This is a genomic window from Nostoc sp. LPT, assembly GCF_017115165.1.
Taxonomy (GTDB): Bacteria; Cyanobacteriota; Cyanobacteriia; order Cyanobacteriales; family Nostocaceae; genus Nostoc.
The window spans coordinates 29,391-44,831 of record NZ_JABXKF010000177.1 but is presented as its reverse complement, the minus strand read 5'-3'; the positions used below and the strand labels follow the sequence as shown (position 1 = coordinate 44,831).

At 41.1% G+C, this 15,441-nt stretch carries 11 protein-coding genes; 4 read left to right on the top strand and 7 right to left on the bottom strand.

What is annotated here, in order from left to right; translation table 11 throughout:
* Positions 1–54: 54 nt before the first annotated feature.
* Entirely contained in the window at positions 55–3,747 is a 3,693-nt protein-coding gene (gene smc, locus HWQ58_RS34820) for a chromosome segregation protein SMC (protein WP_292872900.1), read from the bottom strand.
* Between the two features lie 659 nt (positions 3,748–4,406).
* Here smc and HWQ58_RS34815 point away from each other — a divergent pair.
* Positions 4,407–5,228, top strand: a complete 822-nt coding sequence (locus tag HWQ58_RS34815; protein WP_292872898.1) for a carbonic anhydrase — start codon at positions 4,407–4,409, stop codon at positions 5,226–5,228.
* A gap of 212 nt (positions 5,229–5,440) precedes the next feature.
* On the opposite strand, the gene HWQ58_RS34810 is transcribed toward HWQ58_RS34815, so the two are convergent.
* Entirely contained in the window at positions 5,441–5,899 is a 459-nt protein-coding gene (locus HWQ58_RS34810) for a BON domain-containing protein (RefSeq protein ID WP_292872896.1), read from the bottom strand.
* Between the two features lie 464 nt (positions 5,900–6,363).
* Here HWQ58_RS34810 and HWQ58_RS34805 point away from each other — a divergent pair, with 464 nt between their 5' ends.
* Together HWQ58_RS34805 and HWQ58_RS34800 are read left to right on the top strand one after the other, a co-directional pair.
* Positions 6,364–7,284 carry a ribonuclease D gene (locus HWQ58_RS34805; protein ID WP_292872894.1) on the top strand — a complete coding sequence of 307 codons (921 nt, stop codon included), beginning with the start codon at positions 6,364–6,366 and terminating at the stop codon, positions 7,282–7,284.
* Between the two features lie 233 nt (positions 7,285–7,517).
* Positions 7,518–8,360, top strand: a complete 843-nt coding sequence (locus HWQ58_RS34800) for a tetratricopeptide repeat protein (protein ID WP_292872892.1) — start codon at positions 7,518–7,520, stop codon at positions 8,358–8,360.
* 108 nt (positions 8,361–8,468) lie between these two features.
* On the opposite strand, the gene HWQ58_RS34795 is transcribed toward HWQ58_RS34800, so the two are convergent.
* Together HWQ58_RS34795 and HWQ58_RS34790 are read right to left on the bottom strand one after the other, a co-directional pair.
* Positions 8,469–10,037, bottom strand: coding sequence for a sodium/solute symporter (locus HWQ58_RS34795; protein WP_292872890.1), 1,569 nt, complete (start codon positions 10,035–10,037; stop codon positions 8,469–8,471).
* Positions 10,038–10,190: 153 nt separating this feature from the next.
* On the bottom strand, positions 10,191–10,466 hold the full coding sequence (locus HWQ58_RS34790) for a DUF485 domain-containing protein (RefSeq protein WP_265271491.1): 276 nt from the start codon (positions 10,464–10,466) through the stop codon (positions 10,191–10,193).
* Positions 10,467–10,555: 89 nt separating this feature from the next.
* Between HWQ58_RS34790 and HWQ58_RS38660 the strand changes: the two genes are divergently transcribed.
* The gene (locus HWQ58_RS38660; RefSeq protein ID WP_366839172.1) at positions 10,556–10,678 is read left to right on the top strand and encodes a hypothetical protein; all 123 of its coding nucleotides are present in this window, start codon (positions 10,556–10,558) and stop codon (positions 10,676–10,678) included.
* A 274-nt stretch (positions 10,679–10,952) separates the two neighbouring features.
* On the opposite strand, the gene HWQ58_RS34780 is transcribed toward HWQ58_RS38660, so the two are convergent.
* From HWQ58_RS34780 to HWQ58_RS34770, 3 genes are all read right to left on the bottom strand, one after another.
* Positions 10,953–12,344, bottom strand: a complete 1,392-nt coding sequence (locus HWQ58_RS34780; protein WP_292872887.1) for a hypothetical protein — start codon at positions 12,342–12,344, stop codon at positions 10,953–10,955.
* 427 nt (positions 12,345–12,771) lie between these two features.
* Complete coding sequence (locus tag HWQ58_RS34775; protein ID WP_292872954.1) at positions 12,772–14,439, bottom strand: phosphatidylglycerol lysyltransferase domain-containing protein; 1,668 nt, start codon at positions 14,437–14,439, stop codon at positions 12,772–12,774.
* A 50-nt stretch (positions 14,440–14,489) separates the two neighbouring features.
* Positions 14,490–15,398: an alpha/beta hydrolase-fold protein gene (locus tag HWQ58_RS34770; RefSeq protein ID WP_292872885.1), complete on the bottom strand. Its 909-nt coding sequence runs from the start codon at positions 15,396–15,398 to the stop codon at positions 14,490–14,492.
* Between the last annotated feature and the right edge of the window lie 43 nt (positions 15,399–15,441).

The following is a 15,441-nucleotide window of genomic DNA, read 5'->3' as shown; positions in this document are numbered from 1 at the left end:
TGAGAGAAAGTCACACATTACGTGGTTTATCTATACACTATTATTAACAAAAACTCAAGCTGATGTATTGGATGATTGTAACTTAATCCCCAAAACTTGAGTGTAAGCTCCTCGTGCTTGAGTAACGCCAATTGTGCGTTCGGCTGATTCTATCATCGGACGACGCAAACTCACAACTATAAATTGCGCTTGTTGTGACTGTTGTTTAATCATTTTAGCTAATCGCTCTACGTTTGCCCCATCTAGGAACATATCTACTTCGTCAAAGGCGTAAAATGGCGATGGGCGGTAGCGTTGCAGGGCAAAGATAAAGCTCAAGGCTGTAAGTGATTTTTCTCCCCCAGACATGGAAGCTAGGCGCTGTACTGGTTTACCTTTGGGATGTGCGACTAAATTTAGCCCACTGCTAAAGGGATCTTCGGGATTTTCAAGTTGTAAGAAGCCGTCGCCGTCGGAAAGAATGGCAAAAATTGATTGAAAGTTTTCGTTGACAGCATCGAAAGCTTCTTTAAAAGCAAGTTGCCGCAATGTGGTAAAGTTTTCAATCCGTAAAAGTAGTTCGGTGCGTTCTCCTTCTAGTGTCTCTAATTTTTGCGTGAGTTCTTGGAGACGGTTTTGCGTGCGTTCGTATTCTTCCAACGCCAGCATGTTTACAGGTTCCATTGCTTGTAAGCGTTTGGTAAGCGATCGCAATTCTTTCTGCAATTCCTCTAAATCTACCTTATCTGGAACTTCCGGCAAGGGATTTGGTAATTCTGCTCCCACATCTCGTAATTGAGTTTGCAGTGCAATTAGTTCCTCCCGGCGCTTCTCTTGGGTTTCTTGGAGTTTTTGGATTTCCCATTCCAATTGTTGTTGGCGTAAAAGATGCGATCGCACTTCTTGTTCTGTGGCGTCGCGTTTTTGTTTTTCTTCTCCCAAATTTTGCTCCATAAGGCTGAGGTTGGCGCGGGTTTGGGTGATGAGAGTGCTGAGTGCTGAGTGCTGAGTGCTGAGGGTATTTAGTTGATTTTGTTGCGCCTCTTGTTCGTGATGATATTGGTTAATTCGCTCCTCCCCTTCTTGGATTTTTTCTTGCAAACGTTGTTGCTGATTTTCTAAATTTTTTAATCTTTGTTCAGCTTCTCGTAACGCTGTTTCGCGTTGTTGTAATTGTTGCTCTTGGATTTTAATGGTTGCCTGGATTTGTTGCCATTCACTGGGGGTTTGGGATGCTTCCAATTCAGCTAAGGCGTGTCGCAATTGTTGCAACTCATTTTCTTGTCCCGGTAATTCCCGCTCTAAAATTTCCAGACGGGATTGAGCAGTGGCTAACTTTTCACTGTTTTGGGCGAGTTGCGATCGCGTCCCCTCTAACTGCGTTGTTAAACTCTTAATGTCTTTTTGCAACTGCTCCAATTGCAACTGCTGTTCTCGCCGCGCTTGACGCGCTTCGGTGAGTTCCTGGGTGAGTTTTTTGGTTCTGGCTGACAAAGTTGCGATCGCTTCGGTACAACGCTCTAAAACTCGCTCAATGTCCACTAAGCGAGTTTTTAAAGCGATCGCTTCATCAGATTCTGCTGCTTCACCCGTACCAAACCGCAACGCCGAACGCTGAGTATTGCTACCACCAGTCATTGCACCGCTAGTTTCCAGAAGTTCCCCGTCTAAGGTGACGATGCGATACAGTCCTAAATTTTTCCGCGCCGCCTCAAGGTTGGCAAATACTACCGTGTTACCGAAAACATAGCTAAATACATCTTTATAGCGGCGATCGCAATCGACTAAGTTAACAGCATAGTTAACAAAACCGCTAGCAAAACGCAGCGTTGCATCTTGGGTAAATTTGGGAGCGTGAATTTTATTCAGCGGTAAAAAAGTCGCCCTCCCTGCACGTTTCTGTTTGAGCAGTTCAATACCCGCTGCGGCGATGCTGTCATCTTCCACCACAATATGTCCCAAGCGTCCACCAGCAGCCATTTCCAAGGCTAGCTGATGGCGGGGTTCCACCAGTCCCAACTGCACAACTAAGCCGCAAACACCAGGCATTCCTGATTGTAAGATAACTTTACTAGCTTGGGTTCCTTGGACTTCTTGCTGTGCTTGCGCTTGCGCCTCTATTTTATCCAACTGGCGTTGTTTTTCTCGTTGTTCAGAAAGTAACCGTTTTTGGGTTTCCTGTTGGATTTGCAGTTCTTGTTCTGTAGCTGAGAGATTTTGGGCTAAATTTTGGATGGGTTCGCTAGAGGTGTTAAATTCCGTTTCAACTCCACTACACTGAGTTTGTTTTTCTGCTAATAGCGGTTCGTCGCGTTCAATTAACTGGGTTTGCTCTTGGATAAGCTGCTGTAACTGATTATTGCGTTCCCTGAGTTGTGCTTGTTCGGTGCGTTGCGGTTCTAGAGTGTGCAGTAAAGCTTCAATTTGATGGTTGAATGCCGTTTGTTGCTGCACCCACGCTTCTGAAGCCGAGGCGATTTCAGCTGCGGCTTGGCGAGAAGTTTCTAAATCTTGCTGTGCTTCATCTCTTTGCTGCTGACAATAGACAATAGATTGCCCTTCTACAATCTGTGTTTCGGCAATTTCTTCTAAAGAATAACGGTGTTTTTGAATATCTTGTTGAGTTTGAGTCAGACGTTTAGCAGTTTCTTGGGAAGCTGTTTCTAATTCCGTTAGCTGACGCTGGAGTTGCTTGCGTTCTGCTTCTTGGGTGGCAAGGGTAGATTGTACCGCCAAAAGTTCCTCTTCTCCCAATGCTTTCACGTGGGCATTGAGTTGTTCCAGTTCAGCAGTTTTTTGAACAATTTGGGAATTTAGGTTGGTGAGTTGGGTAGTGAGTTCGCTAAAATTGCGATCACCTGTTTGAATTTCGTGAACTAACTTTTCTTGTTGTGCTTGTAGCGATCGCCATGATAAAACAGCTTCCCAGGATTGTTTAGCGAGAAATTCCGTGCGGAGTTTTTGATATTTCTCAGCTTTCGCCCGATCTTGGGAAAGGCGATCGCGCTGTGCAGTTAATTCCGTTTCAATAATCCGACAGCTATCTTCCTTTTCCTTCACCTCATCTAAAGTTGATTTGGCTTGGATAATTTTGCGATCAAACGCTGCCACCCCAGCTAATTCATCAATAATTTCCCGCCGTTCCCGCCCATTCATCGAGATAATGCTGGTGACATCCCCTTGCAGTACCACATTGTAGCCTTCAGGATAAACCCGTAGATTACTTAGTTCTCCATGTAACTCTGTCAATGTGCAAGGTACACCATTTATATAGTAATTCGATGTGTAAGTCCCTTGGTGAGTGACTCGTAGCCTTCTAGTAACACTCCACTCTGCCGATTTTTGATTTTGGACTTCGGCTTCGCTCAGTCGAACAATTTTGGATTTTGGATTTTCTTCCCCTGCTTCCCCTACTTCCCCTGCTTCCCCTGCTTCCCCTACTCCCCCTACTTCCCCTACTTCCTCCCTTTCTGCCTTTGCGTCTTTGTGTGAGATTTCATCGGACAAATCAAATGTCACCGTGACGCTAGCCTCAATCGAAGCACGTCCTTTACCCGTTTGAGTATTATTTACCAAATCCGGCAAGCGATCGGCTCGCATTCCCTTAGAACTGGAGAGTCCCAGGCAAAAGAGCAGTGCATCTAAGATATTAGACTTACCCGAACCATTTGGCCCAGATATGACAGTACACCCCGGTAACAAAGGGACAGAGGTAGTGCCACCGAAGGATTTGAAGTTCGTAAGTTCCACGCGCTTGATGTGCACCATAGGCGCTGGTTCCCTGGGCTAATGAAGAACAAGTGTATCAACTAATTAAAAATTCGCAAGAGGGTAGGAGGGAGGATTGGAAATTATAGTAGACGCGTTGCGGTGAGCCTGCAAGCTTTACCCAAAAGGCTTACCGCAGACGATCGCTCAGTGTACGGCAAAAATTTTGATATCGCAAACTCACCATCAAAATTTTCCCAGAGCAGATAATATCATGTCTGACTAAATTACTCATAATTCAAAAATCTCTGCGTTTGCGTGTCTTTGCGTCAGTCCTAATTACAACTATTCAACCAGACACGATCTGAGGAGAGTTTAAGTGCAAAGCATAACTAGTTGGTATAGTTTTAATCATCTATTCTGTATCTGTCGTTCTCGGTCGATCGTGACAACGAAGCGTCGCATTTTTATCTTAGGATATAACTAGTTTGAAATAGGCTCAAGGCATTCTCACACCGTAATGTGACCTGCTAAGGAACAGAGGACAGCAAAGGAAAAAGTAACTCAACCAAATGGTAGAGGATATTAAAAGCACCAAATGAATTTATAATATAGTAATCTTTACAATTGGAAAAACGTAGAAAGAAAGTCTTCTTTACTACCTCAATCTGCTGTCTGTGATTTGATTCTTAACCCCCAAATATTTGTAGAACTTAGTAATGAAGAGATTAATTAAAGGTCTGCGCGAATTTAAATCTAGCTATTTTTCGACACATCAACAATTATTTGAACAACTTTCACTGGGTCAAAAGCCCAGGGTCTTATTTATTACCTGTTCTGATTCGCGTCTCGATCCAAATCTAATTACACAAGCCCAAGTTGGTGAATTATTTGTGATTCGTAATGCAGGTAACATCATCCCACCTTATGGGGCAAGTAATGGCGGTGAAGGTGCGACAATTGAATATGCTGTTCAAGCTTTAGATATTCGCCAAATTATTATTTGTGGTCACTCTCATTGCGGTGCAATGAAAGGATTAATGAAGTTACACAATCTCAGCGATGAAATGCCGCTTGTACATGATTGGCTTAAATATGCAGAGGCAACTCGAAGGCTAGTTATAGACCACTACAGTCACTACGACGAAGAAGAATTGCTAGAGATTATGATTGCCGAAAATGTTCTTACTCAAATTGAGAATTTACGGACGTATCCAGTGATTCACTCTAAGCTTTATCAGGGAGAACTCAGCATTTATGCTTGGATTTATCACATTGAAACAGGAGAAGTTTTCGCATACGATCCCCAGAAGCACGCTTATGTTTTGCCTCAAACTCAGCTTTCAGAATTAGAAATAGATGAGTCGTTCAGGGGTCAAGCTCCAAATACCAATGTAGCATTACGTTCTCCTCTAAACCAGCAGGATGATGTTCAACCTTATGAGAAACAGTCTATTTCTCCATTTGAGTGGTTTCCAATGAGACGCCTTTCTCCAGAGCAGATGGAGCGAATTTATCGAGGTTCAAATAATGGAAGTTGAAAGATGAAAATATAGAATTTCAAACATTCTCTTAGAGGGTTGAGGGTGAGGTTTTTGTACCTTATTCAACTGAAAACCGCTATATATTGCACCCAACTGATAACCTCTATATTCCTTACTTTTATTTAAGTAAGTAAAAAACAGAGACTTACACGATGTAAGTCTCTATTTGGCTTTCATACCGATGCTAACTGAAAGCTTCAGTTATTCTTTTATGGCTTTATTACAGTATCAACTTTTGCTTCTACCTTCACTGTTTTCACACCTTGGACTTCTTTAGCCAAGGTTTCAGCTTTCTTAAGTTCTTCAACAGAAGCGGCTGTGCCTTTGAGGATAATCTCACCCTGTTTGTTTTCAACTTGTAACTTATTGCCTGGTAAACCTTTGTTCAACTTTGCGCTAACTTCAGTTTTTAAGTCACTTTTAGCTTTTGTTGCTGCCGTTTTTTCAGAATCGGTTTTAACTTTAGTACCTGTAGTAGCTGCTGAAGGAGTAGTTTGTGTTTCTGAAACTTTGGCAGTTTGATTTGTTTGCGAAGCTGGTTTTGCTGGTGCCTGAGCGGCTTCATTAGTTGTGCTAGGAGTTTCCGAACCTGTTTTAGGAGCCTCTTGACAGCCAAAAGTACCAACTACCAAAATGCCACTAACTACTAATAAAATTAGCTTTTTCATTATCTATCTCCGAATTGAGTACTTGAAGCGGTTAATTGAGGTGTATGTCATGGTGAGGAGCAAATTAAAAAAACAATTAAAAGTGGAGTAACAAAAGTGCTTAAGCAATAGCTCAGGTTACTGAAAATTCAAATCTGGACGATTTCTTGAAGCTAAGATTTTGCGCCCAGTTTTGAGAAATGCCAATTCAATTTTCCTGATGGCTGCCAAGCAGGATGGCTTTGCACATCTGTGGCTCTCTATGAATTTAACGTAGATGCTGAGTAGCTCTTTCGATGGTAGACGATGCTACCCCACAGTGGTGACTCGATGTTATCAGATTTGAGTCAATTTGGCGATATCTATAACGAATTCCAAACTTCAGTCTTTTTGCAATCCTGTGCCAGCAAACTTACCAACAAAATGTTACTTTATAAAACTATGGCTTACTTAACAATGCCTTAAATATCAGGAAATATTAGCCAATGCCCTACCTTACTTCGGCTAGCGAAATTCGTGCTATTGTCGCTGAATATACAAACGCTAAAACACTGTGGATAGATACAGAAGTCGCTGACTATAAAAGTCGTAATCCCCGATTATCGGTGATTCAGGTATTAGATAATCCTCAAGATATGAGTGGCGATCGCGTCTATCTTTTAGATGTATTAGATCAACCTAATATTATAGCTGAATTTATTGAAAAAATTATGATAAATTCTGCCATTGAAAAAGTTTTTCACAACGCGAGTTACGATCTAAAATTTCTCGGTAGCAAGAAAGCCAAAAATATTACTTGCACTTTGGAGATGGCCAAAAAAATTCCCTACTATCTTTTGCCATTACCCAACTACCAACTCAAGACAATAGCTACAGCACTTTGTAGCTTTAACAATATCGATAAACAAGAACAAAAAAGTGACTGGGGAAAACGCCCTCTAACTGAAGAACAGATAGAGTATGCTTACCTAGACTGTATTTATCTTGCTCAAATTCACCTAAACTTGTTAGACTTACAAGCCCAAGCCAGCCCCGAACCTGCAACGGAAGACTTAATATCACTAAGTACTAGATACTCGCAAGTTGAGCAGGAATGGAAGTTGTTGAATTCAGAATTTGAGCATTTGCAAGAACGTATAAAAAAAGCCATGCAAGCTCAGAATATATCTGAAACTTCTAATTATAAGCTAACTAGTTATGAGCGTACAACAGTCAAAGCTGCATTCACAGAGTTAGCTAGACTAGCACAAACTCAAGGTATTAATTTAGATTTTCCAATCACACTCACTCAGAAACTCCAAAAAGATTTAGGACAAAATCTAGAACAACTATCTGTAGATATTGACAAAAATACTTCTTGGCGGCTAATTCCTAAAACTCAAGAGAGTGAAGCTGAGGATGATTAAATTGTTCATCAGGCTACAAATATCACAATTTATAGAGTTATTGTGAAGAATAAATTTTGAAATTTAATAATTATTTTCTCTTACCTCCTCTGATAAATCTATAAAATATTAGGGAAATTTGCCAATTAATTTTAAAGGTCTATCAAAAGTTAGAATAGTTATTGAGTTCAAAAATTAAAATCTAGATTTTGGTACTAATTAGGTTCAGGTGTTATGGCAGTTTATATTAACTTATGAGACGGCGTTTATTTGGGCAAAAGCGAACAAGGGTAAATACTTTATTTACCATAGCTATTTTTACTACATTGACAGCAACTAGCAGTGTTTCTTGTAGTAAGAATGACAATGTATTGGTGACAGAAATAGGAGTTAGTCAACCTAGCCGTAGTTCAGCTACAACTTCCATTGGTGGGGAATTTTATCTTCAGGGAAAGAATCAGCATTTAAACGGCGACTTGCAAGCTGCGATCGCTTCATACAGTAAGGCAATTAGTCAAAATTCTCAGTATGGCGCTGCCTACAACGCGCGGGGATTAGCCTACTTTGATTTGGGAGACAAGGAAAAAGCGCTCGCAGATTACAATCAAGCCCTCCGCATCAATCCTAACGACGCCGAAGCCTACAATAACCTGGGGAATGCCCGCGCCTCACTGGGAAACAACAGAGAAGCAGTTAAAGATTACAGTGAAGCGATTCGCCTAAATCCCAACTATGCCGAAGCCTACAATAACCGAGGAAATGCCCGCACCACCAATGGAGACAAAAAAGGGGCAATAGACGATCTCGATCAAGCGATTCTGCTTAACCCCAAATATGCGATCGCTTATAATAACCGAGGCAATGCCCGTGCTGCCAATGGAGATCCCCAAGGTGCGATCGCAGATTACAATCAAGCCATTCGCCTCAATCCTAACTTTGCCCCTGCCTACAATAATCGGGGAAATGCCCGCGCCACTAATGGAGACAAACAGGGAGCGCTCAAGGACTTACAACAAGCAGCAAGCATTTTTCAAAGTCAAGGTAACAACAACTTATACCAACAAGTGATGGATAACATCAAAGAACTTGGACAGTAGCAGAGGGGCAGGGAGCAGGGGAGCAGGGGGAGATGAGGGGGAATTATTGAATAAATCTCTCCCTTATCTACCTTGTCTCTTCTCAATGCCCAATGACAAATGACAAAATCACATCCCAGAACCAATGTGAATGCGATCCTCAACTTCCGCAAATTTTTCTAGTGCCTGCTGTTCAGTACTCAATAGTGAAACGACAATCGCCACAATAAACGCCAGTGGGATACTGATTAATCCAGGATTTTTTAGAGGAAAGGGTGCAGAAGCGTGCTTGAGAATCGTTACTTGAATAGTAGGTGAAAAATAAATCAGCATTAAAGAGGAGACAGTACCTACTAACATACTCGCAACTGCACCATTAGTAGTGAAGCGTCGCCAAAGCATGGATAAGAGTAACGCTGGGAAGTTTGCACTCGCAGCGATCGCAAATGCTAAACCTACCATATAAGCTACGTTTTGCCCTTTAAACAAGATGCCCAGGAATATTGCTACTAACCCCAAAAGCATTGTTGCACCGCGAGCCACCTTCAGTTGTTCTGACTCGTCAGCATGACCTGAACGCACCACATTCACCCATAAATCGTGGGACAATGCAGCTGCCCCTGAGAGTGTCAACCCAGCGACAACTGCCAAAATCGTTGCAAAAGAAACAGCGGCGATAAAACCTAACAAAGCATCACCACCGAGAAATTCTGCCAACATCGGCGCAGCCATGTTACCACCAGTACCAATTTGCTTGATGGCATCTTGACCTACTAGCACCATTGCTCCAAAGCCCAAAATGAAGGTAAGGAGATAAAAAACGCCAATAATAGCTGTGGCGTAAGTAACAGAGAGCCGCGCTGCTTTAGCGTCGGGTACTGTATAGAAACGCATTAGGATGTGGGGTAATCCAGCAGTGCCGAACATCAACGACATTCCTAAAGAGATCGCATCAAAGGGGTCAGAAACCAGTTTGCCTGGAGCTAATACACCTGTATACTTTTGGGATGCAGCGGCGAAAAGAGCGATCGGGTTAAAGCCAAATCGTGCCAGTACCAAGATAGCTAGTAAGACAGTTCCGCCGAGCAACAAAACTGCTTTGATAATTTGTACCCAAGTAGTGGCAATCATCCCGCCAAAAATCACATAAGCCATCATTACACAACCGACAATGACCACAGCTAATTCATAATCAAAGCCAAACAGTAGTTTGATTAGCTCCCCAGCACCTACCATCTGGGCAATTAAGTAAAAGCTAATTACTACCAGCGTTCCAATTGCAGAGGCGATACGTACAGGTTTTTGCTGCAAGCGATAAGCGACTACATCGGCAAAGGTGTATTTACCTAAGTTACGTAATGGTTCAGCAATTAGAAACATAACAATCGGCCAGCCCACCAGGAAGCCGATAGAATAAATTAAGCCGTCAAAGCCGTTGAGTGCCACCAGCCCAGCGATACCTAAAAAGCTAGCTGCACTCATAAAGTCTCCTGCTAAGGCCAGCCCATTTTGGAAACCGCTGATATTACCGCCAGCTGTATAGAATTGGGCCGTATTTTTGGTGAGCTTCGCCGCCCAATAGGTAATACCTAAAGAACTTACAACAAACAGAAAAAAGAAAGCGATCGCCAACGGGTTAAACTTACCAAGACTGGTAATATCCGCCGCTAGTGGCAGATCGAACCACACACTATTCATGCTTTTTTGGTTTAGTATTTTGGATTTGGGACTAGAAATTGCTAATAGCTATTGGGCATTGGGCATTGGGCATTAGGCATTGGGCATTGATTATTAATTCTTCTCCCTCACTCCCTTATCTCCCCCTGCTCCCTCATCCCCCATTCCCAATTTTCATTTGCGTGTCAGTCTTGCGATTTGGTCGTCATAACTACTATTTGCCCAACGCACATAGATAAAAATTAATACCCATGCTGAGACAATTACCAGCGCCCCCAGTAAAATTCCCAGGCTGAGGCCAGGAACTACTAATGACCCCAGCAGCGGCTTATTGAACGCGATTAATAGGATAAAGCCAAAGTAAATAAACATCATGGCTCCACTGAGAATCAGGGATATCCGCCAACGTTCAGCAGCGAGAGCCTGAAGAGCCTTTGTGCGATCATTCATGTCTATTCTTTAGGTTGAGAAGATTAGGTCAGATTGTCTCATTGAAGCTGATTTCTGCGTAATTTTCTTAAAGATTGTTAGTAAATCTATTGCTGAATCCTATTAATTTTATCAATGGCAATATTACTCCTGCTAAAGAATACATTCAACAATTGCTAGAAATACTGCAACTTTACCAAAAAGAATATCCTCATCCAACACCAGTTATTTAGGAAGGAATAGAAGCGATCGAGTTAGATTTTGTCATTCAATATCTACAAAAATTACTAGATTCCATGAAAATGGGCAGCGATCGCATTCGCAACATTGTACTGTCGTTGCAGAACTTCTGACGACTGGATAAAGCAGAAATGAAAGCAGTGGATGTTCATAGCGGTATTGATAGTACGCTAATAATTCTGCAAAACCGCCTCAAAGCCAAGCCTGACAGTTCCCAAATCCAAATTATTAACGACTGTGTAATAAAAATTAGAATTGCTATGCAATCTAATTGTTTATACCGACAGAAATAAGTTTGCTGTAATATTCAGTTTTTGCATAGATACCGATAATACTATCACCAACTGCAAAAAAAGTACCTTCTTGCTCGTCTTTAGAAAATTGCAAATTTGGGTATTTCGCAGCAGCTTCGTCAGCGGTCATGGCTTTGGCTTCGATTTCATCTGGTAACAATCCAGTAGAACCAATGTAAAATACTAAAGGAGATATTTTATCTTGGTAGATATTTTCTGCATATTCTTCTAACTTGTTATTTGCCACCGTTAAAGCTGCAACCATTTCTTCTTTGCCGATCTGCTTCCCATTTTGTTTATCCTGTAATAACTGCGCCAAACTATCAGCAGCAACTTTCTTAAGAATACCTCCAACAATGCCATTTTGCTCAAGCCCAAGAAAATTATCAAAAATTGGTTTCATCAACTCGTCAACTTTTGTAATCTTGATGCGTGATGACAATAACCTGTGCCTAACAGCGAGATTTTCATGAAATACCATCTCAAAACTCGGCTTCATGATAATTTCTCCGGTTTCTTTGTCATAAAGGCGATACATTCTATTAAGAAACTTGTTAGCAGAAGGAAACTTACTCAGGTTCAGAATATCTTGACTGCCAATATCGATTTTATAGCTCAATTTTGAGTCAATAGTACCATCGACTAAAGCTTGGTTGATATCAGTGTATTCGTTAGTTGTAGGAAAGTTGATGTAAATATTTTTAGACAGATAGTGCTTTTTAAACTCATCTAATTGTGTCTCGATAAATACATCTGACTCTTTTTTCAAGTGAGCGCCAATAATACTAGTCAGTACTTTAATTTCTGCTAGTTCATTAAATAGTCCATCAATACTGCTGTAACTACTATTAGCAGCTACAAGCGGCAAGTTGTCTAACTGAATCCTATGTTCTGCCCGAAAGTCAAATTCTTCCGCATCCAGTATGCCTTTTTCTTTGAGTAAATCAAAAACTTTTTTACTGCTAATTTTGACTTGTAATGAATTTACGTTGATTTTGCCGTCACTTACAATCGTGTAATTATTAAAGGTGTTGAGGTCATTTACTAACAAACCTGCTACTTCAATCGTAGGAGTTTGGTCTTCAAATTTAGCAAGTTTAACTCTACGTTTGATAAGCATATTGATAGTAGCAGTATTGCGGTTAAACTGAAAATCGCCTATACCAACATAGTCAGTGTCATCCATATATTCTGTTATCAACCAAGGTTGGAGCAGTTCTCCATTTTCGTTTATAACACCTCTAATACGCTTAATACCTATTCTTTGATAATGTTCTTGTAGGTGCTTAATGTTGATGATAATATGATTGCGGTATTGTGCAAAAATTTGGATTAGTTCTACTAGAGAAATCTGATTATTTGTCATATTGCCACCTTCCAGATAAAGGTCAATAATCTTTTATAGCAACGGTTATTGAAGTCTATTAATATTCCCAAATAAGCTGTTATAACCGTACTAATTTCAAGTAAAAACACACAATGATTTGATTACCAAACTTTGTACACAGTTTGGTAAATTCGTGGATAATTGAGGGTTTAAGTTTAAACCCATAGGCGCTTCGCCTTCCCGCAGGGTAGGAGCGCAAAGTTTATTTGACTTTATTCGCTACGAACTTAGGCAAAGCTGTACTTCGCATTGCATACTTATCAGACATTCATACTTTTATAGTACAATTGTATCATACAAATACCAAGTTGTGTCGGCGTAGCCCCTAGTAGATATCGTTGTGCAATGAGGTGTTATGGTATAAGGCAATTCGGTCAAAATCATTGCGAATTTTTTGAGTCTACATTTAGGCTCCGGGTTTGAAATAATCGAAGAGGCGATCGCCTGAATCTGCGCGAATCAATGCTACAACTACATCTGGTAAGGTGGCTAAACTGGGGTAAACCAAATAACGCGGTTCCCAACGAGGGCGGAATTTGTCTTTGTAAGCGTGCAGTCCCTTGAAGTTGTAAAAGCGATTCAAATGGTCGTAAAGATAGTGCAATACTTTTTCCAAGCGGCGCGATTCGGGGTTTTCTCCAACTCCAGCAAGCGCAGAAAGACCAAAATTAAAGCTGTCGTAACCACACTCTTTAAAATGCTGGAGCAGGGAAATAAATAGAAAGTCCATTATGCCATTTTCAAGAGATGAGCGATGTCGCATCATGTCAATAGTCGCTTCGTTAAGTTGGTACTCCCGGATAATGTTGGCAAAGGCGCTAATTTGACCTTCAGGATTATGCACCACAGCAATCTCGCACTCTCGCAGGTAAGCTTCGTCAAACCAACCCAAAGAAAATTGTTTTTCTGAACCTTGTACCATTTTCAACCATTCATCACTTACAGGTTTGAGCCGATGCAATAAATCATTGGCGATGGGTGGTTGGTAAAAGTCGATTTGGTATCCTAGCTTAGTTAAACGACTGATTGATGGTCTAAAGTTTTTACCAGCTTTACCTTGTAATGTAAAACTTTTTAAGTCAACGATCGCTTCCTCTCCAATCTTGAGTACCTTAAACCCCAACGATTTGTAAAGCTCAACATCATCGGGCATAGTTTGGTAAAAGCCAGGATACCAATCATTGCACTGACAAAACTGCCAGAAAGCAATAATTGTCTCTTTGCGGTCTTCAATGGGGCCGATGGGATCTCCCAAGGCGATCGCGCCCCGTCCTTTGGGAACATAAGCAATTACACTATTACCCGAAGGACTGAAATAATAACTTTTATCATTTAAGAGTGTGAGCGCTGCTAAAGAAGAACATCCATATTGCTCGACAATTTCTTTAGCTCTTAGCCGCTCATTTGTAGTTGCGAGATTCCGCCAAAACACAGGTTGCAAGAGCATTACTATTGCATAAGTAATAGTACCTGCGGCAATAATATAGATAGAATTAGCAAAAAATTCTCCAAATCGACTCTTTGGTTGCAGTCCCCAATTATCCTCGGTGAAGAACATCGCCAAAGTCTGAACTATCGCTTCCCGCCAATTAAAATTCTCTGAAAATTTGCCGTCTAACAAGTAAAATCCAATAGTTCCGTATGCGAGAGTAAATAATAAAGCGCCTATCAGCACTCTCACTCCCCGTCCGATGGAAGGACGGTCTGATTGCGCCGTGAAAAAATGGCGCATCAAGATTAATTGCACCAATAAAACTCCAGAGAGTAGACTTTCTTCATAGTCCAGTCCCTTCAGCAAGTGGCTGCAAATAGAAATTACTAGTAAAGCAATGGTTAGTAACCAAGCTATTCTTTTTCGGCGTAATAAATTAGTAGCAAGTGTTAATAAAATAAATCCAGTCAATGCTGCAAATATATGACCACTGGCACGAATTTCAAATGGTAAAAATTCTTTCAACCAGTGAGTCCGCCCATACAGGTTAGGTGTCACTGCTGATAATAAATTTACTACTCCGACTAAACCTGTTAGGAAAACCGCACTCCAAAGTCCAATCCGAGTTTTTATATTAGTCATATTAGTCATTTGTCATTGGTCATTAGTCATTTTTTTTGGAGTTAAAACTCTTAACTCCTAACTCCTAACTTTTTAAATTGTTCTCCGACATAGGATAGTGAATCTTTTAGATGTTTGTGAAAGTAGTTCCAGCCAATATCTGCACCAGACAAACCATGACCTCCAGGAAATGCATAAAATACGTGAGCAATGCCTAATTTATTTAAGGTTTCGTTGAAAGCCTTGGTAGAAGCTAGCAAATTAGTATCGTTTACACCCGCATCTAGGTAAACACGCAATCGCTTCCTATCTTTAACTGGTAGCTGTTGCACAATTTGTTGAGGACTATTTTGTGAGCCGCTATCATCAGTAAAGTAACCGCTATGGCTAAACAAAATCTGAAAGTTGTTGAGATAGCGTAATCCGATATTAAATGCACCCCATCCTCCAGAAGATAGACCTCCTAGCGCCCAAAATTGAGGTTCTTCCAAAGTGCGGTAGCGCGACTTGACAACTTGTACTAATTCTGAACCAATCAAAGTCCCCACTTTACCATTCGGCCCATCAAAGTAATCGGGGTCGTATAAAGGACTAGAACCGCGATTATCATTACCATCAGGTGTAATCACAATCGATAGCGGTAATTTTCCACTTTGATAAAGTTCATGCAATACGTCTAAAAGCGCGTATTTATTAGCGTAAGCACGAGCATCATCATGACCACCGTGTAGTAAGAATATCACAGGGTAGCGCTTTTGCGGATTTTTGCTATAACTAGGGGGCAAAATCACGCCGTAGTTACGGACTGCACCCATCGCTTGGGAGTTAAAGGTTGCTAATTGAAACTTTAGTCCAGTATTTGCCTCTTTTTTGGGTGGGTCTAGTTGTGGCGCACCTAAGATGAATACATAATAATAACCAGCAGTAGTAAGAAGTGCGATCGCTCCTACCAAGCTAATTAACAATTTAGAAATCTTCATACTCTTTTACAGTTAAAAAAATCACCTCCGTTAGAGCTTACTA